This window comes from Mycobacteroides saopaulense (assembly GCF_001456355.1).
In the GTDB taxonomy this organism is placed as follows: domain Bacteria; phylum Actinomycetota; class Actinomycetes; order Mycobacteriales; family Mycobacteriaceae; genus Mycobacterium; species Mycobacterium saopaulense.
Genome location: NZ_CP010271.1, coordinates 1282403 through 1302035 on the forward strand (window position 1 = coordinate 1282403; position 19633 = coordinate 1302035).

General features: G+C 64.6%; 23 protein-coding genes. 18 read left to right on the forward strand and 5 right to left on the reverse strand.

Going from position 1 to position 19633, the window contains the following annotated elements:
• The first annotated feature begins 105 nt into the window (after positions 1 to 105).
• A complete protein-coding gene (rho, locus tag MYCSP_RS06450; RefSeq protein WP_088413424.1) occupies positions 106 to 2049 on the forward strand; it encodes a transcription termination factor Rho in 1944 nt (647 codons plus the stop codon).
• A 10-nt stretch (positions 2050 to 2059) separates the two neighbouring features.
• On the opposite strand, the gene MYCSP_RS06455 is transcribed toward rho, so the two are convergent.
• The gene (locus MYCSP_RS06455; protein WP_088413425.1) at positions 2060 to 2488 is read right to left on the reverse strand and encodes a MarR family winged helix-turn-helix transcriptional regulator; all 429 of its coding nucleotides are present in this window, start codon (positions 2486 to 2488) and stop codon (positions 2060 to 2062) included.
• A 67-nt stretch (positions 2489 to 2555) separates the two neighbouring features.
• Here MYCSP_RS06455 and MYCSP_RS06460 point away from each other — a divergent pair, with 67 nt between their 5' ends.
• Positions 2556 to 3167, forward strand: a complete 612-nt coding sequence (locus MYCSP_RS06460) for a maleylpyruvate isomerase family mycothiol-dependent enzyme (protein WP_070911394.1) — start codon at positions 2556 to 2558, stop codon at positions 3165 to 3167.
• On the opposite strand, the gene MYCSP_RS06465 is transcribed toward MYCSP_RS06460, so the two are convergent.
• The 3 genes from MYCSP_RS06465 to MYCSP_RS23055 all read right to left on the reverse strand — a co-directional run bounded on the left by MYCSP_RS06465 (position 3168) and on the right by MYCSP_RS23055 (position 4338).
• On the reverse strand, positions 3168 to 3638 hold the full coding sequence (locus MYCSP_RS06465) for a hypothetical protein (protein ID WP_070911393.1): 471 nt from the start codon (positions 3636 to 3638) through the stop codon (positions 3168 to 3170).
• Between the two features lie 153 nt (positions 3639 to 3791).
• Positions 3792 to 4022: a hypothetical protein gene (locus MYCSP_RS06475; protein ID WP_083013913.1), complete on the reverse strand. Its 231-nt coding sequence runs from the start codon at positions 4020 to 4022 to the stop codon at positions 3792 to 3794.
• Positions 4023 to 4173: 151 nt separating this feature from the next.
• A complete protein-coding gene (locus tag MYCSP_RS23055; RefSeq protein ID WP_157886158.1) occupies positions 4174 to 4338 on the reverse strand; it encodes a hypothetical protein in 165 nt (54 codons plus the stop codon).
• Positions 4339 to 4460: 122 nt separating this feature from the next.
• Here MYCSP_RS23055 and rpmE point away from each other — a divergent pair, with 122 nt between their 5' ends.
• The 15 genes from rpmE (at position 4461) to MYCSP_RS06550 (ending at position 17231) form a co-directional block, all read left to right on the forward strand.
• Positions 4461 to 4685: a 50S ribosomal protein L31 gene (gene rpmE, locus MYCSP_RS06480; RefSeq protein ID WP_030094891.1), complete on the forward strand. Its 225-nt coding sequence runs from the start codon at positions 4461 to 4463 to the stop codon at positions 4683 to 4685.
• Positions 4686 to 4792: 107 nt separating this feature from the next.
• Entirely contained in the window at positions 4793 to 5863 is a 1071-nt protein-coding gene (gene prfA, locus MYCSP_RS06485) for a peptide chain release factor 1 (protein ID WP_083013914.1), read from the forward strand.
• Positions 5863 to 6699: a peptide chain release factor N(5)-glutamine methyltransferase gene (prmC, locus tag MYCSP_RS06490; protein WP_083013915.1), complete on the forward strand. Its 837-nt coding sequence runs from the start codon at positions 5863 to 5865 to the stop codon at positions 6697 to 6699. The genes prfA and prmC overlap by 1 nt, the downstream gene beginning before the upstream one ends.
• A gap of 9 nt (positions 6700 to 6708) precedes the next feature.
• Entirely contained in the window at positions 6709 to 7380 is a 672-nt protein-coding gene (locus tag MYCSP_RS06495) for an L-threonylcarbamoyladenylate synthase (protein ID WP_088413426.1), read from the forward strand.
• Between the two features lie 15 nt (positions 7381 to 7395).
• The gene (locus MYCSP_RS06500) at positions 7396 to 8589 is read left to right on the forward strand and encodes a glycosyltransferase family 4 protein (protein WP_083013917.1); all 1194 of its coding nucleotides are present in this window, start codon (positions 7396 to 7398) and stop codon (positions 8587 to 8589) included.
• 283 nt (positions 8590 to 8872) lie between these two features.
• Positions 8873 to 9298 (forward strand): ATP synthase subunit I, encoded by a 426-nt coding sequence (locus tag MYCSP_RS06505; RefSeq protein ID WP_070911509.1) that lies wholly within the window; start codon positions 8873 to 8875, stop codon positions 9296 to 9298.
• Complete coding sequence (gene atpB / locus MYCSP_RS06510) at positions 9295 to 10053, forward strand: F0F1 ATP synthase subunit A (RefSeq protein ID WP_070911387.1); 759 nt, start codon at positions 9295 to 9297, stop codon at positions 10051 to 10053. Before MYCSP_RS06505 ends, atpB begins: the two co-directional genes overlap by 4 nt.
• 63 nt (positions 10054 to 10116) lie before the next feature.
• Positions 10117 to 10368: a F0F1 ATP synthase subunit C gene (locus MYCSP_RS06515; protein ID WP_030094898.1), complete on the forward strand. Its 252-nt coding sequence runs from the start codon at positions 10117 to 10119 to the stop codon at positions 10366 to 10368.
• Between the two features lie 5 nt (positions 10369 to 10373).
• Complete coding sequence (locus tag MYCSP_RS06520) at positions 10374 to 10907, forward strand: F0F1 ATP synthase subunit B (RefSeq protein ID WP_083013918.1); 534 nt, start codon at positions 10374 to 10376, stop codon at positions 10905 to 10907.
• Positions 10908 to 10913: 6 nt separating this feature from the next.
• Complete coding sequence (locus tag MYCSP_RS06525) at positions 10914 to 12260, forward strand: F0F1 ATP synthase subunit B/delta (protein WP_083013919.1); 1347 nt, start codon at positions 10914 to 10916, stop codon at positions 12258 to 12260.
• A gap of 47 nt (positions 12261 to 12307) precedes the next feature.
• Positions 12308 to 13963, forward strand: coding sequence for a F0F1 ATP synthase subunit alpha (gene atpA / locus MYCSP_RS06530; RefSeq protein ID WP_083013920.1), 1656 nt, complete (start codon positions 12308 to 12310; stop codon positions 13961 to 13963).
• A gap of 20 nt (positions 13964 to 13983) precedes the next feature.
• Entirely contained in the window at positions 13984 to 14916 is a 933-nt protein-coding gene (locus MYCSP_RS06535; RefSeq protein WP_070911383.1) for a F0F1 ATP synthase subunit gamma, read from the forward strand.
• 14 nt (positions 14917 to 14930) lie between these two features.
• A complete protein-coding gene (gene atpD, locus MYCSP_RS06540) occupies positions 14931 to 16361 on the forward strand; it encodes a F0F1 ATP synthase subunit beta (RefSeq protein WP_070911382.1) in 1431 nt (476 codons plus the stop codon).
• 34 nt (positions 16362 to 16395) lie between these two features.
• Positions 16396 to 16761, forward strand: coding sequence for a F0F1 ATP synthase subunit epsilon (locus MYCSP_RS06545; RefSeq protein WP_083013922.1), 366 nt, complete (start codon positions 16396 to 16398; stop codon positions 16759 to 16761).
• Positions 16762 to 16814: 53 nt separating this feature from the next.
• Complete coding sequence (locus MYCSP_RS06550) at positions 16815 to 17231, forward strand: DUF2550 domain-containing protein (protein WP_070911508.1); 417 nt, start codon at positions 16815 to 16817, stop codon at positions 17229 to 17231.
• A gap of 17 nt (positions 17232 to 17248) precedes the next feature.
• On the opposite strand, the gene MYCSP_RS06555 is transcribed toward MYCSP_RS06550, so the two are convergent.
• Positions 17249 to 17824, reverse strand: a complete 576-nt coding sequence (locus MYCSP_RS06555; RefSeq protein WP_070911380.1) for a cob(I)yrinic acid a,c-diamide adenosyltransferase — start codon at positions 17822 to 17824, stop codon at positions 17249 to 17251.
• Between the two features lie 72 nt (positions 17825 to 17896).
• Here MYCSP_RS06555 and murA point away from each other — a divergent pair, with 72 nt between their 5' ends.
• A complete protein-coding gene (gene murA / locus MYCSP_RS06560; RefSeq protein ID WP_088413427.1) occupies positions 17897 to 19150 on the forward strand; it encodes a UDP-N-acetylglucosamine 1-carboxyvinyltransferase in 1254 nt (417 codons plus the stop codon).
• Positions 19151 to 19633 lie beyond the last annotated feature (483 nt).

Sequence of the window (19633 nt, forward strand, 5' to 3'; positions counted from 1 at the left end):
GGCCCTATCTGTGTGGGCCCGCAGCATGAACTTCGCGGCCAGCAACCTAACTGGCCGAAGTGAGACCCCTCGCCCCATGTTCGGCGGGGGAAGGAAAGGAAATCCGTGACCGATACGGACCTCATCGCGACCGAAGCCGCCCCGGTAACTCCGGAGGCGCCGACCGCAGCCTCATCCGATCGCCCTGCCAAGGAGCGTCGGGGTGACGGACTGGGTGCGCTGTCGACGATGGTGTTGCCGGAGTTGCGTGCGCTGGCCAGCCAGGTAGGCGTCAAGGGCACCTCCGGAATGCGTAAGGGCGACTTGATCGCCGCCATCCGCGAGCATCAGGGCGCGCTGGGCGCGCCCAAGAACAACAATCAGGCGACGCAGGCCCAGCAGCCGCAGGCCTCCTCGGCGCCGGCAGAAGCCGCCCAGAAAGAATCGGCCCAGAAGGAATCGGCCCAGAAGGAGCCCGCGCAGACCGAGTCGGCTCAGACCGCGCTCGATCTGCCCACCGAGGCGCCCAAGTCTGCGCCGTCGTCGGACTCGGCCCAGGACTCGGAGGGCAGGGACGCCGAGAACGGCGGCGCGCCCCGCGAGGGCCGTGGTGAACGGCGTCGCAATCAGAACCAGCACAGCCAGAACGCCGAGGGTGAGCGCAAGCAGCAGAACGGCGCCCGCGACAACCGCGACAACGGCGACAACACCGAGAACTCGGGTCGCGATGGCGGCTCGGGAGGCCAGAACTCGGACAACCAGGACAACCAGAACCAGGGCAACCGCGGCGACGACGGCGAGGGCCGCAGTCGTCGTGGCCGTCGTACTCGTGAACGCCGTCGTGGTCGCGATCGCAACAACAGCGGCAACGAGGGTGGCGAGACCGAGCTGCGCGAGGACGACGTCGTCCAGCCGGTGGCCGGAATTCTCGACGTGCTGGACAACTACGCGTTCGTCCGCACGTCCGGCTACCTGGCCGGCCCCAACGACGTCTACGTGTCGATGAACCTCGTGCGCAAGAACGGGCTGCGTCGCGGTGACGCGATCACCGGCGCCGTGCGGGTGCCCCGCGATCCGGACGCCGGGAACCAGAACCAGCGGCAGAAGTTCAACCCGCTGGTGCGCCTGGACTCCGTCAACGGCGGCCCGGTCGAGGACGCCCGGAAGCGCCCCGAGTTCGGCAAGCTGACCCCGCTGTACCCGAACCAGCGCCTGCGGTTGGAGACCACCACCGAGAAGCTGACCACGCGCGTGATCGACCTGATCATGCCCATCGGTAAGGGGCAGCGCGCCCTGATCGTGTCCCCGCCCAAGGCGGGTAAGACCATGATCCTGCAGAACATCGCCAACGCGATTTCGGTGAACAACCCGGAGTGCCACCTCATGGTGGTGCTTATCGACGAACGGCCCGAAGAGGTCACCGACATGCAGCGCTCGGTCAAGGGTGAGGTCATCGCCTCGACCTTCGATCGGCCGCCGTCAGATCACACCGCCGTGGCCGAGCTGGCCATCGAACGGGCCAAGCGTCTGGTGGAGCAGGGCAAGGATGTGGTGGTGCTGCTCGATTCGATCACCCGTCTGGGCCGTGCGTACAACAACGCCTCCCCGGCATCGGGCCGCATTCTGTCCGGTGGTGTCGACTCGACCGCGCTGTATCCGCCCAAGCGCTTCCTGGGCGCCGCACGCAACATCGAGCACGGCGGTTCGCTGACGATCATCGCCACGGCGATGGTCGAGACCGGCTCCACCGGTGACACGGTCATCTTCGAGGAGTTCAAGGGCACCGGTAACGCCGAGCTCAAGCTCGACCGCAAGATCGCCGAACGACGGGTGTTCCCGGCCGTCGACGTCAACCCGTCCAGCACGCGTAAGGACGAACTGCTGCTGTCCTCGGACGAGTTCGCCATCGTGCACAAGCTGCGCCGACTGCTCTCGGGCCTGGATTCACATCAGGCCATCGATCTGCTGATGAGTCAGCTGCGTAAGACCAAGAACAACTACGAGTTCCTGGTTCAGGTTTCCAAGAACACCCCGGGTGCCGCAAACGTCGAGGAGCCGCAGTACAGCTAATGCGGAGAGATCACCGGTACGGATCGGTGATCTCTCGTAGCCTCGTCAGGCTGTCGACCATCTGGTCGTAGGCCTTGGCGCCCAGGTGTTTTCGCCATTGCGCATGCACCTGGGCGACCACCGCGTTTGCGGCATCTGCCAACTCCTTGCCGCGTGCCGTCAGTGTCACCCGGCGGGCTCTGCCGTCGGATGGGTCCGGCACGCGAGTCACGTACCCGCCTCGCTGTAGCTGGTCCACGAGAGCACCGGCGGTCTGTTTTGTCACGTCCGCCTGCTCGGCGAGATCGGTGAGGCGAGAGCCGTGCTCATGATCTAGCCGTGCCATCAGCCGCGCCTGTGCCTGGGTGATATCGGCCCCGGTGGCAGCGACGGCCTCCATGGTCTGGCGCTCGGCCGCCCGTAGCGCCACGAACATCAACAACGCTGGATTCGGTGCCATCACCCCATTGACTTTAGTCAGATTTCCTGACTATTTTGGTCGGTATCGCTGACCAAAGGGAGGCAATGTGGACGACGACGTCATGTGGGGGCACATCGATGCGGGACGCGCCGGTGTCGCGGACATGCTCAGCTCCCTGTCTCCGGAGCAATGGTCGACACCGTCGCTCTGCGATGGCTGGACCGTGCGCGACGTGGCGGTGCACCTCACGCAGGCTCATATGGGGTTGGGGCAGTTCCTGTCCGTCGCGGTTCGGTCGGGATTCCGGTTCAACACGATGATTCGCCGCGCGGCGCAGGATGAGGCCATGGGGCCCGAGCAGATCGTCGGCGCCCTGCGGGCGATGGTCGGATCACGGCGCAAAGCCCCCGGTGCGTTCCCGCTTCTCGATGTCATCGTCCATACCCAGGACATCGCCGTCCCCCTCGGGATTGATCGGCCCATGCCGCCGGATGCCGCCGTCGACTCCGCGCAGCGGCTGTGGGGCATGCGTTTTCCGTTGCACCTTGCGCGTGCGTCGCGCGGCCTTTCCTTCCGGGCCACCGACTGTGAGTTCACGATCGGTCAGGGACCTGAGGTGAGCGGACCCATGCGCGACATCGTGTTGGTGCTGTCCGGCCGACAAGCCGGACTCGCCGGCTTGTCGGGTGCCGCGGACAGAATTCGACTGGGTGCGTAGCTAGCCGACGGCGACCAACGGGATCCACATGCCGAAGAGCCAGAACCCCCAGGTCCGGAATCCGTCATCCCACACCGGCTGCACCCGGTACCCCCAGTAGTCGAAGGCCTGCGGGGGCGGTCCCCAGCGGTCGGGGAGCGGCCCGCGCCATTCGGCGCGCGGCGGCGGCGCCCAGCCCCACGGCGGGCGCTGGTCGTAGTGCCATGGGTTGTCTCGCCATTCGCGGCGGTCGTCTTGCCAGTCCCGGTCGCGGTCTCGCCGGTTGTCGTGGCCGCGCCAGTTGCCGTTATTGCGCCAACCGTCATGGTCGCCCCAGTCGTCATCGTCGTCATGCGGACGATTCGGATGATCCTGGAGGTAACCGTGCTGACCTGCCGGCTGTGCGTAGGCCGGAACGGCGCCCATTCCCAGCGCGCCGGCCGTCAATGCTCCGACGATGATGCCCTGGGATACAAGACTTTTCAGATTCATGTGCGACTCCTGTCCGATTATCTCGGCGGTTCGCCCCGACTCAACCGAAGGTATAGATCTTCAACAGCGGTACCGCGTTCGTTATGCCGCGGCTGCCGTCTTGGATATCGGCTGGATGTCAACACCCGTTACATGCCCGAGGTCGGGCGCGGATCAAGGCTGCGGGATGGCAGGAATCTGAGGAATCGGCGGAGCCTGCGGAACGGGGGGTACGCCCGTTCCCTGAGGAATCGGCGGAGCCTGGGGGATGGGCGGTGGCGGCGGGGGCGTGATGGGGTCGGCATTGGCCACACCCTGTGCGCCCGCGAACGTGGCCAGCCCCATCGCCGCGGCAGATGCGGCTGTCACGATCAATCTCTTGATGTTCATGCTCTTGATGTTCATGCGGGTCCTTTCCGAATCGGATTTCCTAATCGGCATTCCGGATCGGCACTGATTCGCAATTCACGCGCCACCATCCAAGGTACGCGTCCCGGGCGGGTATTGCGGGGGCCGGACGCGGTGGCATCCGGTGTCCCCGCATGGAAACGGCACGTCAGACTTGGTATCCAGGCGCCGGGAACCAGAATGCCCGCTGCTTGAATCCGGGGTCCTCGTTGGTGTCACCCCAGTGGTCGAACGGCGCGGGTGGTGGGCCGTCGGGCGGCGGCGCACCCCAGTCCTGCGGCGTGAGAGCCGTGTCGCCGGGTTGGAATACCACGCAGGTCGCCGCCGTTTAGGTTATGCGTAACTGAGCTGGCATAATGGCATCTCAGCCTTTTGAAGGGTTCCGGTTCACGCCCACAAAGCGACCCGGCGGCCACAACAAGCAGAGGAAAAGCAATGAAATCGGGTATCCACCCCACCTACGTCGAGACCAACGTGGTCTGCGGCTGCGGTAACACCTTCACCACCCGCAGCACCAAGGACAGCGGCCACATCGTGGTCGAGGTCTGCTCGCAGTGCCACCCGTTCTACACCGGCAAGCAGAAGATCCTGGACAGCGGCGGCCGCGTCGCCCGGTTCGAAGCCCGGTACGGCAAGCGCAAGGCCGCAGCCGACAAATAGCTTCCTTGCCGACGCCCGGATCTGCCGTATGTGCAGTCCGGGCGTCGGTCTTTTTGTATGACGACTGTGCACGACGACTGCGCGTATGAACATTGGGAGGAGGGTGCATGAGCGAGACGTCACTGATCGACGCGATGCTGGCCGAGCACGCCGAGCTGGAGAAGCAACTGGCCGACCCGGCGCTGCACGCCGATGCGGGCGCCGCACGTAAGGCCGGTCGCCGGTTCGCGATGCTGTCGCCGATCGTCGCCACCCACCGCAAGCTCGTCAGCGCCCGTGACGATTTGGCCACTGCCCGTGAGCTGTCCGCGGACGATCCCTCCTTCGCCGACGAGGTGACGGAGTTGGAGTCGTCGATCGCCGAGCTGGAAACCCAGCTTTCGGACATGCTGGCTCCGCGCGATCCCCACGACGGCGATGACATCCTGCTGGAAGTGAAATCCGGCGAGGGCGGCGAGGAATCGGCGCTGTTCGCGGCCGATCTGGCCCGCATGTACATCCGCTACGCCGAGCGGCATGGCTGGAAGGTCACGGTTCTCGACGAGACCGAGTCCGATCTCGGTGGGTACAAGGACGCCACCCTTGCGATCGCCAGCAAGGGCGATAGCGCCGACGGCGTCTGGTCACGGCTGAAGTTCGAGGGTGGAGTGCACCGCGTCCAGCGTGTTCCCGTCACCGAATCTCAAGGGCGCGTGCATACCTCGGCCGCCGGTGTGTTGGTCTACCCCGAACCCGAAGAGGTCGAGGAAATTCAGATCGACGAATCGGATCTGCGCATCGACGTGTACCGCTCCTCCGGCAAGGGCGGACAGGGCGTCAACACCACCGACTCGGCGGTCCGTATCACGCACCTGCCGACCGGTATTGTCGTGACCTGCCAGAACGAGCGTTCCCAGCTGCAAAACAAGGCGCGTGCCATGCAGGTTCTGGCGGCACGGCTGCAGGCGCTCGCCGAGGAGCAGGCGCAGGCCGATGCCTCGGCCGGTCGCGCCAGCCAGATCCGCACCGTGGACCGCAGCGAGCGGATTCGTACCTACAATTTCCCGGAGAACCGCATTACCGATCACCGCGTCGGGTTCAAGGCGCACAACCTGGACCAGGTGCTCGACGGTGACTTGGATGCGCTGTTCGACGCGTTGGCCGTCGCCGACCGGAAGGCCCGTCTGCAGGAGGCCTGATGTTGCGTCAGCTGATCGCGGAGGCGGTTGAGTCACTTTCCCGGGCAGGGGTTTCCAGCCCGCAGGTGGATGCAGAAGAGCTTGCGGCGCACCTGCTCGGGATCCCGCGGTCGCGGCTGCGCTTCGCCGAGGTACCCGCGGAATTCTCTGAGGGTTACCGCGATCTGGTTGCTCGGCGGGTGCGACGGATTCCCTTGCAGCACTTGATTGGAAGTGCCGCGTTCGGCCCCATCGAGGTGCGCGTTGGTCCTGGCGTGTTCATTCCGCGTCCCGAGACGGAATCTCTTTATGTTTGGGCGGCAGGTGAATTGGCTCCTGGCGTGACGGTCGTCGAGCTGTGTGCAGGGACGGCGGCACTCGCTATCGCCTTGTCGCGTGACGAGCCCACCGCCCGTGTCATCGCCGTCGAACTCGACGAGGGCGCGCTGAGCTACACGCGGCAGAACGCCGCGGGCACCATGGTCGAGGTGATCCAGGCCGACGTGACCGCGCCGTCGCTGCTGGCCGAGTTTGACGGCACGGTCGATCTGATCGTCACCAACCCGCCCTACATCCCCGACGGTGTCGAACTGGAGCCCGAAGTGGCGCAGCATGATCCGCCGCTTGCGCTCTTCGCGGGGGTCGATGGGCTCGCCGTCATCGCGCCCATCGTGACCGCCGCCGGCCGCTTGCTGGCGCCGGGAGGGGTCATCGGTGTGGAACACGATGACACCAATGGCGGCCAGACGTGCGAGTTGTTCACGGCCAGTGGCCTGTTCGACGAGGTTGTACAGCGATACGACCTGGCGGGGCGGCCGAGATTCGTCACCGCTCGCCGGAAATCCTCGGCGTCATAGACTGGGCTGGTGACCGTCGTCTACGACTGCCAAGACGCTGCGACCCGCCAGGAGGGTATCGACGCGGCGGCGAGCGCGCTCAAGGCCGGTGAACTGGTCGTCATGCCTACCGACACTGTTTACGGATTGGGTTGTGACGCATTTGATTCCAATGCCGTCACGGCGTTGCTGGCCGCCAAGGGGCGCGGCCGGGACATGCCCGTCGGCGTGCTCGTCGGATCGTGGCACACCATCGACGGACTGGTGTTCGCGGTTCCGTCGGCAGCCCGCGAGCTCATCGAGGCATTCTGGCCGGGGCCGCTGAGCATCATCGTGCGGCATGCGCCGTCGCTGTCCTGGGACCTTGGGGACGCTCAGGGCAGTGTCATGTTGCGCATGCCCTTGCATCCGGTGGCCATCGACCTGCTGCGTGCAGTCGGTCCGATGGCCGTCTCCAGCGCCAACGTGTCGGGGCAACCCCCGGCGCTCACGGCCGCACAGGCCCGCGATCAATTGGACGACAAGGTCGCGGTGTACCTGGACGGCGGCACGGCCGAGCTGGGCGCGGCATCGACCATCGTCGACCTCACCGGGCCGGTGCCGCTGATCGTGCGCGAGGGGCCGATCACCCGGGAGCAGATCGTCGATGTGATCGGCGGCGACGTCGGGCCGGGCGAGTCGGGGGAGCCCACAGGATCTTGAAGTACGGTCGGATGCGTGAGTGAGCTGCTGGCCCTTGCCGATCGCGGTGCGGGCGTACCTCTGCGTGAGCTTGCCCTGGTCGGGCTGACGGCGGCCATCACGACGTTCTTCTGCACCGGCGGCGTGCGGATGTTCGCGACCCGGGTGGGTGCGGTGGCCTATCCGCGCGAACGTGATGTGCACCTGCAGCCGACTCCCCGAATGGGTGGTCTCGGGATGTATCTGGGTGTTTGTGCAGCGATCTTCCTGGCCTCGCAACTACCCGCCCTGACAAGGGGTTTCGTCTACTCCTCGGGTATGCCCGCCGTCGTCGTGGCGGGAGGCATCATCATGGTGGTCGGTCTTATCGACGACAAATGGGGCCTGGACGCGCTGACCAAGTTCGCCGGTCAGGTCACCGCCGCCAGCGTGTTGGTCACGATGGGTGTCGCGTGGAGCATGATCTACATCCCGTTCGGCGGGGTGGGGACGATCGTGCTGGACCAGATGTCGTCGATCCTGGTGACGCTCGCGTTGACGGTGTCGATCGTCAACGCGATGAATTTCGTCGACGGTCTCGATGGTCTGGCCGCGGGCCTGGGGCTCATCACCGCCGCTGCCATCTGCGTCTTCTCGGTAGGACTGCTGCGCAGCCACGGGGGCGACGTCTTGTACTACCCACCCGCGGTGATCTCGGTGGTACTGGCCGGGGCCTGCCTGGGCTTCCTTCCGCACAACTTCCACCGGGCCCGCATCTTCATGGGGGACTCGGGCTCCATGCTCATCGGTCTGATGCTGGCCGCGGCGTCGACAACGGCGGCGGGCCCCATCTCGCAGAGCTCGTACGGCGCCAAGGACATGTTCGTCCTGCTGTCACCGTTCCTGTTGGTGATCGCGGTGATGCTGGTGCCGGCGCTGGACGCGTTGTTGGCGATCATCCGTCGTACCCGTGCCGGGCGCAGCCCGTTCAGTCCCGACAAGATGCATCTGCACCACCGGCTGCTGCAGATCGGTCATTCGCATCGCAAGGCGGTGCTGATCATCTACCTATGGGTCGCGATCATCGCGTTCGGTGCGGCCAGCACCATCTTCTTCGAGCCCCGCTATGCCGGAGCGGTCGTGGTGGGAGCGATCGGTATTGCCATTGTCGCAACGGTCATCCCCTTGCTGCGCCGCGAAGAAGCCAATCGGGTCTTGGAGACCGAATCGGACCCGACTCCGTCGGCGTAACGGGCCGTGTACGACGAAAAGTAGTAGGGGTGCAGAACCGTCTCTACCATGTGATACGGTTCTGCCATACCCGAAAACTCACGGGTGCCGGCCACACCGGATCGGCGGAGATTTTGGAAGGTCTTTCCAGGCATTCCGGGCTCCACCGGACGGATCAACTGACCGACAGGGAGCTGCCCTTTGAGGTGAGTTCAGCGAGCCCTCAGACCTCCTATAAGGTCTGGAACCGACGAACGCAGTTTTTGTTCCGCCACCCCGACAAAGATGTGAGGTGACACCCCAGGTGACAACGCCCGACGCCCCGCTGGTTCTTCCGGCATTGGCGTTTCGTCCGTTGCGTTTGGCGGTTTTGTGTGGCGTTCTCGGTGCTCTGGCTCTGCTGGCCGCCGCTCTGCTGGGGCAATGGCAGCTCGGCGCCTTCTTCGTCTTCGGGCTTGGACTCGGCCTGGTGAACGCTCTCCTCGTTCGCCAATCCGCGGAAGTGATTACCGCACAAGACAATCCAAGCAAGCAGAAAATGGCCATCAATTCCGCGGCGCGGTTGATGATCATTACCGTTATCGCCCTGGTGATCGCCTTCGTTTTCCGCCCCGCTGGTCTTGGGGTGTTCTTCGGAGTCGCGTTGTTCCAGGTGCTGCTGGTGTTGACCACCGCCGTGCCGGTGTGGAAAGGGATCCGTTCAGTGAGCAGTGAGCAGGGCGCGGCATGATTACGACATTCCAGGCTGAAGCCGCCATCGAGGTTGGCCATCACAAGCACGCACACTGGGGCTTCCTCGGTGAGGTCAACGTCGACACCATTGTCGCCACCGCGCTCGCCGCGGTCGTGGTGATTGCACTGGCGCTGTTCCTGCGGGCCAAGGTCACCTCGACCGGTGTGCCGAACGGTGTGCAGCTGTTCTTCGAGGCGGTCACCGTCCAGTTCCGCAATCAGGTCGAGTCGGCCATCGGAATGCGGATCGCGCCGTTCGTGCTGCCGCTGGCGGTGACGATCTTCGTCTTCATCCTCGTGTCCAACTGGATCTCGGTGCTGCCCGTGCAGTACACCGACGAGTCGGGCAAGACGGCCGAACTGCTGGCCCCGCCGGCCTCGGACATCAACTACGTGCTGGCCTTGGCGCTGTTCGTCTTCGTCTGCTACCACATCGCCGGCTTCGCGCGCCGCGGCCTCATCGGTCACCCGATCAAGCTGCTCAAGGGCCACACCTGGGTCACCGCGTTCATCAATCCGATCGAGGAGTTGGCCAAGCCGATCTCGCTGTCGCTGCGACTGTTCGGCAACATGTTCGCCGGCGGCATCATGGTCGCGCTGATCGCGATGTTCCCGGCATGGATCATGTGGGCGCCCAACGCCATCTGGAAATCGTTCGACCTGTTCGTCGGCCTGATCCAGGCCTTCATCTTCGCGCTGCTGACAGTCCTGTACTTCAGCCAGTCGATGGAACTGGACGACGAGCACCACTAATTACTACAGACCACATTGAATAGACCCTGGTAGCACAGCTACCACTTAATAAGGAGGAAGAAAATGGCGGACCCGACAATTGTTGCTGGTGCCCTCATTGGCGGTGGGTTGATCATGGCCGGCGGCGCGATCGGTGCCGGTATCGGTGACGGTATCGCCGGTAACGCCCTGATCTCGGGTGTGGCCCGTCAGCCCGAGGCGCAGAGCCGGCTGTTCACCCCGTTCTTCATCACCGTCGGTCTGGTTGAGGCTGCATACTTCATCAACCTGGCCTTCATGGCGCTGTTCGTCTTCGCGACTCCCGGCGCCAGCTAATCGGCATGGGTGAATTGCACAGTGTCGCTTCTGCCATAACGGCAGTCGCGGCGGAAGCCGCCGAAGAGGGTGGGAAGCAGAACAACTTCCTCATCCCCAACGGCACCTTCTTTGTCGTCCTGGCGATCTTCCTGATCGTCCTGGCGGTCATCGGAACCTTCGTGGTGCCGCCGATCCAGAAGGTGCTCAAGGCACGCGAGGACACGGTCGCCAAGACGGCCGAGGACAACCGGAACGCCGCTGAGCAATTCACCGCCGCCGAGGCTGACTACAAGGACGAGCTGGCCAAGGCGCGCGGTGCCGCAACCGCAGTGCGCGACGAGGCCAGAGCCGAGGGACGCGGAATTCTCGAGGACATGCGTCAGCGGGCCAACACCGAAGCGACTGCCGTGAATGCGAAGGCTGCCGAGGAGTTGGCCCGTCAGGGTGAGGCAACATCCGGAGAGCTGTCGGCAAGCGTCGAGAGCCTGTCCCGGACGCTCGCCGAACGCGTTCTCGGCGTGAGCCTTTCGGAACCAGCGAACGCAGGGCGAGGCTAAACAAAGATGTCGACATTTATCGGACAGCTCATCGGTTTCGCTGTCATCGTGTTCCTGGTGGTCAAGTTCGTGGTGCCGCCGGTACGCACCTTGATGGCCAAGCAGCAGGAGGCGGTGCGTCAGCAGCTCGCCGACAGCAAGGCTGCGGCGGACAAGCTGGTCGAGGCCGAGGGTGCACACGCCAAGGCCATCGCGGATGCCAAGGCCGATGCCGCCCACATCGCGGAAGAAGCCAAGGCCGATGCGGTGCAGATCTCGAAGCAGTTGCGCGAGCAGGCCGATGCCGAGGTCGAGCGGATCAAGGTGCACGGGCAGGAGCAGATCGTGCTCCAGCGCCAGCAGCTGATCCGTCAGCTCCGCGGCGACCTGGGAGCCGAATCAGTCCGTCGCGCCGGTGATTTGGTGCGCGCGCACGTAGGCGACGCGGCGGCTCAGTCCGCCACCGTCGACCGGTTCCTGGACGAGCTGTCCCAGATGGCCGGCAGCGTCAACACCGAACGTCGGCCGCTGGCCGCCGGTGGTGCTGGTCTGCACGCCGCCAGCCGCGAATCGCTCGCCGAGCAGGTGAAGGCTTTCCAGGCCAATGCCGTCTCGCTCGACAGCCTCACGCTCAACGCACTCGCCGATGATCTGACTGCGGTCGCCGAGCTCCTCATCAAGGAGCTGGTGCTGCGCAAGCATCTCTCCGAGCCGGTCGATGCCAGCGAGCAGGCCGCCAAGGTCGCCTTGGTCGACTCGGTGTTCTCCTCGAAGATCGGACGCCCGGCACTTGAGGTCGTGCGTGCCGCCGCGACCGCACGCTGGTCCGCCTCCGGCGACCTGATCACCGCGATCGAGCACATCGCCCGTCTGGCTCTGCTGGAGCGCGCCGAGCGCGACGGCCAGATCGATGATGTGGAAGACCAGCTGTTCCGCGTCAGCCGCATCCTGGACGGGGAGCCGCAGCTGAGCGCGCTGCTGGGCAACACCACCTCGCCTGCCGCCGATCGTGTGGCACTGCTGAAGAACGTGCTGGGCGGTCGGTCCAACCTGATCGTGACAAGCCTGCTCGCGCAGACCGTGCGTCTGCTGCGTGGCAAGCGCGCCGATGTCGCCGTGCTCGAGGTCGCCGAACTTGCGGTTGCCCGGCGCGACGAGTCGGTGGCACACGTGAAGTCGGCCGCCCCGATCAGCGATGCACAGAGCACCCGGCTTGCCCAGGTGCTCGGGCAGATTTACGGCCGCACCATCGCGGTGCAGCTGGATGTGGATCCGGAATTGCTGGGCGGACTCGTCGTCAACATCGGTGACGAAGAGATCGACGGCAGCCTGTCCAGCCGGCTCTCGGCCGCCGCGCTGCATCTGCCCAACTGACCACTATTTAGACCTACCCCGATAGACGAGCAGGAAGACGAAAAGCCATGACAGAGTTGACGATCTCCTCGGCGGATATCTCCGGCGCGATCGAGCAGTACGTCGCGACGTTCTCTGCCGACCCCACCCGTGAAGAAATCGGCATCGTCTCCGACACCGGTGACGGCATCGCCCACGTCGAGGGTCTGCCCTCGGTCATGACCCAGGAACTCCTCGAGTTCCCCGGCGGGGTGCTGGGTGTGGCGTTGAACCTTGACGAGCGCAGCGTCGGCACCGTTATCCTCGGTGACTTCCACGGCATCGAAGAGGGCCAGCAGGTCAAGCGCACCGGCGAGGTGCTGTCCGTACCGGTGGGCGACGCCTTCCTGGGCCGCGTCATCAACCCGCTGGGCCAGCCGATCGACGGCCGCGGCGACATCGAGGCCGAGACCAACCGCGCCCTCGAGCTGCAGGCCGCCTCGGTGGTGCAGCGTCAAAGTGTTTCCGAGCCTCTGCAGACCGGCATCAAGGCCATCGACTCGCAGACCCCGATCGGCCGCGGACAGCGCCAGCTGATCATCGGCGACCGCAAGACGGGTAAGACCGCTGTCTGCGTCGACACCATCCTGAACCAGAAGCAGGCCTGGGAGACCGGTGACCCGGCGCAGCAGGTGCGTTGCATCTACGTCGCCGTCGGTCAGAAGGGCTCGACCGTCGCCGCGGTGCGCCGCACCCTGGACGAGGCCGGCGCCCTGGAGTACACGACCATCATCGCCGCCCCGGCCTCCGACGCGGCCGGCTTCAAGTGGCTTGCGCCGTACACCGGTTCGGCTCTCGGCCAGCACTGGATGTACCAGGGCAAGCACGTCCTCATCGTGTTCGACGACCTGACCAAGCAGGCCGAGGCCTACCGTGCCATCTCGCTGCTGCTGCGTCGCCCGCCGGGCCGCGAGGCATACCCGGGTGACGTCTTCTACCTGCACTCGCGTCTGCTGGAGCGTTGCGCGAAGCTCTCTGACGAGCTCGGTGCCGGTTCGCTGACGGGTCTGCCGATCATCGAGACCAAGGCCAACGACATCTCGGCCTACATCCCCACCAACGTCATCTCGATCACCGACGGACAGTGCTTCCTGCAGACCGACCTGTTCAACCAGGGTGTGCGCCCGGCCATCAACGTCGGTGTGTCGGTGTCCCGCGTGGGTGGTGCCGCACAGATCAAGGCCATGAAGGAGGTGGCCGGCTCGCTGCGTCTGGAGCTCTCGCAGTACCGCGAGCTGGAGGCCTTCGCGGCCTTCGCCTCCGATCTGGATGCCACCTCGAAGGCTCAGCTGGAGCGCGGTGCTCGTCTGGTCGAGCTGCTCAAGCAGCCGCAGAACTCGCCGTACCCGGTCGAGGAGCAGGTTGTCGCGATTTACCTGGGCACCGGTGGACACCTGGACTCGGTGCCGGTCGGCGACGTGATCCGCTTCGAGCAGGAGTTCCTTGACCACGTGCGCGGCTCACACGCCGATATCTTGGCCGACATCAAGGAGACCAAGAAGTTCTCCGAGGACACCGAGACCAAGCTGACCGACGCCGTGAACGACTTCAAGAAGAGCTTTGCCGCCACCGACGGCAGCTCGGTCGAGGTCAACGGGAACGACTCGGCGGCGGCTCCTTTGGACGCGTCCGAGGTCGGTCAGGAGACCGTCCAGGTCCGCAAGCCGGCTCCGGCGAAAAAGTAGAGCAGTAAGGCCTCCAGGAAATGGCTGCACAAATCCGAGAATTGCGTCGGCGGATCAAATCCGCCGGGTCGATCAAGAAGATCACCAAGGCGCAAGAGCTGATCGCGACATCGCGCATCTCCAAGGCGCAGGCTCGCGTGGTGGCTGCCCGGCCGTACGCGACCGAGATCACCAACGTGCTCACCGCGCTCGCCGATGACGCGGCGCTGGACCACCCGCTGTTGGTGGAACGGGCCGAGCCCAAGCGTGCCGGCGTGCTCATCGTGTCCTCGGACCGCGGACTCTGCGGTGGCTACAACGCCAACGTGCTCCGCGTCGCCGAGGAGCTCTTCGCGCTGCTGCGCGAGCAGGGCAAGACCCCGGTGATCTACGTGATCGGCCGTAAGGCACTGAACTTCTACAAGTTCCGGGGCCGCAAGGTCACCGAATCTTGGACGGGGTTCTCCGAGCGGCCTGAGTACGCACATGCCCAGCAGATCGCGGGCGTGCTCGTCGACGCGTTCCTGTCGGGTGCCGATGACGACGGCGACGACCCGGGCGCTGACGGAATTCTGGGTGTGGACGAGCTTCATATCGTCTACACCGAATTCAAGTCGATGCTGACCCAGTCGGCCGTGGCCAAGCGGATCGCCCCGATGGAGGTCGAGTACATCGGCGAGGCCGCGGGCCCCACCACTCAGTATTCGTTCGAGCCTGACGCCACGACGCTTTTCGCGTCGCTGCTGCCTCGTTACCTGGCCACCCGGGTGTACGCGGCGCTGTTGGAGGCGGCAGCCTCGGAGTCGGCGTCCCGCCGGCGCGCCATGAAGGCCGCCACGGACAATGCCGATGAGCTCATCAAGGGACTCACCCTGGAAGCCAACCGTGCTCGCCAGGCCCAGATCACCCAGGAAATCAGTGAAATCGTTGGCGGCGTGGACGCGCTTGCCTCGGCCGCCGCAAGCGAACATTAGGAAGAGACGAGTAGATGACCGCACCAACTGCTAACAAGACCGTCGGGCGAGTTGTTCGCGTTACCGGCCCGGTCGTTGACGTGGAGTTCCCGCGCGACGCCGTGCCGCCGCTCTTCTCCGCCCTCAACGCCGAGATCACCTACGAGGCGATGGCCAAGACGCTGACCCTCGAGGTGGCACAGCACCTGGGTGACAACCTGGTGCGCACCGTGTCCATGCAGCCGACCGATGGCCTGGTTCGTGGTGTGGACGTCGTCAACACCGGAAACACCATCGCGGTGCCCGTCGGTGACGGCGTCAAGGGCCATGTGTTCAACGCCCTGGGCAACTGCCTCGATGAGCCGGGCTACGGCAGCGACTTCGAGAAGTGGTCGATCCACCGCAAGCCGCCGGCCTTCGATCAGCTCGAGCCGCGCACCGAGATGCTCGAGACCGGGCTGAAGGTCGTCGACCTGCTGACCCCGTACGTGCGTGGTGGCAAGATCGCGCTGTTCGGTGGTGCCGGTGTGGGTAAGACCGTTCTGATCCAGGAGATGATCAACCGCATCGCCCGGAACTTCGGTGGCACCTCGGTGTTCGCCGGCGTGGGTGAGCGCACCCGTGAAGGTAACGACCTGTGGGTCGAGCTCGCCGACGCCAACGTGCTCAAGGACACCGCCTTGGTGTTCGGTCAGATGGACGAGCCGCCCGGCACCCGTATGCGCGTTGCCCTCTCGGCCCTGACCATGGCCGAGTACTTCCGCGACGAGCAGGGCCAGGACGTGCTGCTGTTCATCGACAACATCTTCCGGTTCACCCAGGCCGGTTCCGAGGTGTCGACCCTGCTGGGCCGCATGCCTTCGGCGGTGGGTTACCAGCCGACGCTGGCCGACGAGATGGGTGAGCTGCAGGAGCGCATCACCTCGACCCGTGGTCGGTCCATCACCTCGATGCAGGCCGTGTACGTGCCCGCCGACGACTACACCGACCCCGCGCCCGCGACCACGTTCGCGCACCTGGATGCCACCACCGAGCTTTCTCGTGCGGTGTTCTCCAAGGGCATCTTCCCGGCCGTGGACCCGCTGGCCTCGTCGTCGACGATTCTGCTGCCGTCCGTGGTGGGCGACGAGCACTACCGCGTCGCGCAGGAAGTCATCCGCATCCTGCAGCGCTACCAGGATCTGCAGGACATCATCGCCATCCTCGGTATCGACGAGCTGTCCGAAGAGGACAAGCAGCTGGTGGGTCGCGCGCGTCGTATCGAGCGCTTCCTGAGCCAGAACATGATGGCTGCCGAGCAGTTCACCGGTCAGCCCGGCTCGACGGTGCCGCTCAAGGAGACCATCGAGGCGTTCGACAAGCTCACCAAGGGCGAGTTCGACCACCTGCCCGAGCAGGCGTTCTTCCTCATCGGTGGCCTGGACGATCTTGCCAAGAAGGCCGAAAGCCTCGGCGCCAAGCTGTAGTTCGTCACTAGCTATCTGAAGGAGGTGCACGCCAATGTCCGAGATTGACGTCGAGATTGTCGCCGTCGAGCGCGAGATCTGGTCGGGTAAAGCCACATTCGTCTTCACCCGCACGACCTCCGGTGAAATCGGTATCCTGCCGCACCACATTCCGTTGGTGGCGCAGCTGGTGGACGATGCAGCGGTGAAGATCGAACGCGAGGGTGATGACGACCTGTGGTGGGCGATCGACGGGGGATTCCTGTCGATCACCGACACCAAGGTGAGCATCCTGGTGGAGTCCGCGCAAGCACGTGTGGACATCGATGAGTCCAAGGCCAAGACCGACTCCGGCTCCGACGATCCACGGGTCGCGGCGCAGGGACGCGCTCGACTGCGTGCTCTCGGCCAGACGGTTTAGCACTACATCACTTCGTATAAGCACTAAGGAAGCCGCTTTTGAGCGTGACGGCGATGATCGAGATATCGGTCATCGCCGTCCTTGCTTTGGCGGTGGCCGCGTTGAGCTTTCGCCTGCTGAAGTTGCGGCACGGCGGGACCGCGGCACTGTTGCGTGATATCCCGGAGGCAGGGGAGGGCCGCTGGCGCCATGGCGTCATGCGCTATCGCGAATCTCAAGCGGAGTTCTATCGGCTCTCCAGCGTGCGGCTCTGGCCCGATCGGCAGTTGTCGCGACGGGACCTGGAGATCATCGACCGCAGGATTCCGCGCGGTGACGAGTACGACATCATGACGGCCGAGATCGTGGTGCTGCAGCTGCGCGATGGTGCTCGCGAATACGAAATGGCGCTGGATCGCGGCGCATTGACCGCGTTCATGTCGTGGGTGGAGTCGCGTCCCTCACCGCGTGCCGAACGGCGGACCCGCTAACCGGTTCCGCAGAGCTGCTAGGCGGGTTGTGCCGGTCCGCCGGGCTTCCAGAGCGTGTCCTTTCCGCCGTTGGCGACCCGGGACAGGATGAACAACAGATCCGAGAGCCGATTCAGATACTTGGCGGTCAGCACGTTGGTGCTGTCCGGATAGGTCTCGATGGCCGCCCAGGCCGAACGCTCCGCCCGTCGCGCAACCGTCCGTGCCACGTGCAATAACGCGGAGAGCGGGGTACCGCCGGGCAGCACAAAGGAATTCAGCTTGGGTAGGTCCGCGTTGTACTCGTCACACCAGGCCTCCAGCCTGTCGATGTAAGGCTGTGTGATCCGCAGTGGTGGGTACTGGGGATCGGGTACCACGGGGGTCGACAGATCTGCGCCGGCGTCGAACAGGTCGTTCTGGATCTGCAGGAGCAGGGCGCTGATCGGCTGGTTGGGGTTCCCGAGCACCACAGCAGCGCCGATGGCGGCATTGGCCTCGTCACAATCCGCGTAGGCAATGAGCCGTGGGTCGTTCTTCGGAACGCGCGAGAAGTCACTCAACCCCGTGGTTCCGTCGTCTCCGGTCCGGGTATAGATGCGAGTGAGATGCACGCCACTGGATGTACTTGGCCCAGCAGACTCATCGGTCATGCATCGTGACGTTACCCGGCTACGCTGTCGGGCGTGAGCGAGCATTTCTTGGTGACCGGCGGCGCCCGGCTGACAGGCAACGTGGCAGTGACCGGCGCCAAGAACAGTGTGCTCAAACTGATGGCGGCCGCACTTCTGGCCGAGGGAACCAGCACCATCACCAACTGCCCGGACATCCTGGACGTACCGCTGATGGCGGAGGTACTGCGCGGGTTGGGTGCGACGGTGGAGCTAGAAGGCGATGTCGTCAGGATCACGTCACCGGATGAACCCAAGTACGACGCCGATTTCGCGGCGGTCCGGCAGTTCCGGGCCTCGGTCTGCGTCCTTGGGCCTCTCGTCGGCCGGTGCCGGCGGGCCAAGGTGGCGCTACCGGGCGGAGATGCCATCGGATCGCGCCCCCTGGACATGCATCAGGCGGGCCTGCGACAGCTCGGCGCGGAGTGCACCATCGAGCACGGATGTGTGGTCGCCGAGGCAAAAGCGTTGCACGGGGCTGACATTCAGCTGGAATTCCCGTCAGTAGGCGCTACCGAGAACATCTTGATGGCGGCGGTGCTCGCCGATGGCGTCACCACCATCCACAACGCGGCGCGTGAACCTGACGTGGTGGATCTGTGCACCATGTTGGTGCAGATGGGTGCCGAGATCGAAGGTGCCGGAACCTCGACACTGACGGTGACCGGCGTGCCCAAGCTGCACCCCACTGAGCATCGCGTTATCGGGGACCGAATCGTCGCTGCCACTTGGGGTCTCGCGGCCGCTATGACGCGTGGCGATGTCACGGTCACCGGAGTGGATCCGGAGCATCTGCAGTTGGTGTTACACAAGCTGCATGATGCCGGTGCCACAGTGACCCAGAACGACAACGGATTTCGTGTGGTTCAGTACGAGCGTCCCAAAGCGATAAATGTGGCGACTCTGCCGTTCCCGGGATTCCCAACTGACTTGCAGCCCATGGCAATTGGGTTGGCGGCGATAGCCGACGGCACCTCCATGATCACCGAGAACGTCTTCGAGGCCCGGTTCCGCTTTGTCGAGGAGATGATGCGACTGGGGGCCGACGCGCGGACCGACGGGCACCACGCGGTGGTCAGGGGCATCCGTCAACTGTCCAGTGCGCCGGTGTGGTCATCCGACATCCGGGCCGGCGCGGGACTCGTGCTGGCGGGGTTGGTGGCGGATGGCGTCACCGAGGTATACGATGTGTTCCATATCGACCGCGGTTACCCGTTGTTCGTGGAGAATCTCCAGAGCTTGGGTGCCGAAGTCGAGCGGGTCGGCTAGCGCTGACCACCCCCAGAACCCGAAGTTGACTCAAGTTCATTGGACTTGGTACAGTGGTCGGGTTGCCCTGAATGAGCGAGGCCGGGACAAGGAAGCGATTCCGAAATTCCGGTCTTAGGTTGGTGCGCAGTTGACCAGCCAAAACCCGGAGTTTGACTCAAGTTCACCGAACTTGATACGGTTCCCGGGCCGCTTGCAAAGGGCGAAAGCCGAAATAGAAGAAGAAATTCAGATATCTCGGCGATAGGATGGCGCGCAAGTGACCAGCCAAAACCGGGAATTTGACTCAAGTTCACCGAACTTGATACGGTTTCCCAGCCGCCCGAAAGAGCGGAAGTCGGAATTCAGGAAGAAATTCCAGAATGTCGGCGATCGGATGGCGCGCAAGTGACCAGCCAAAACCGGGAATTTGACTCAAGTTCACCGAACTTGATACGGTTTCCGAGCCGCCCGAAAAGGCGGAGGCGAGAATAAAGGAAGTAA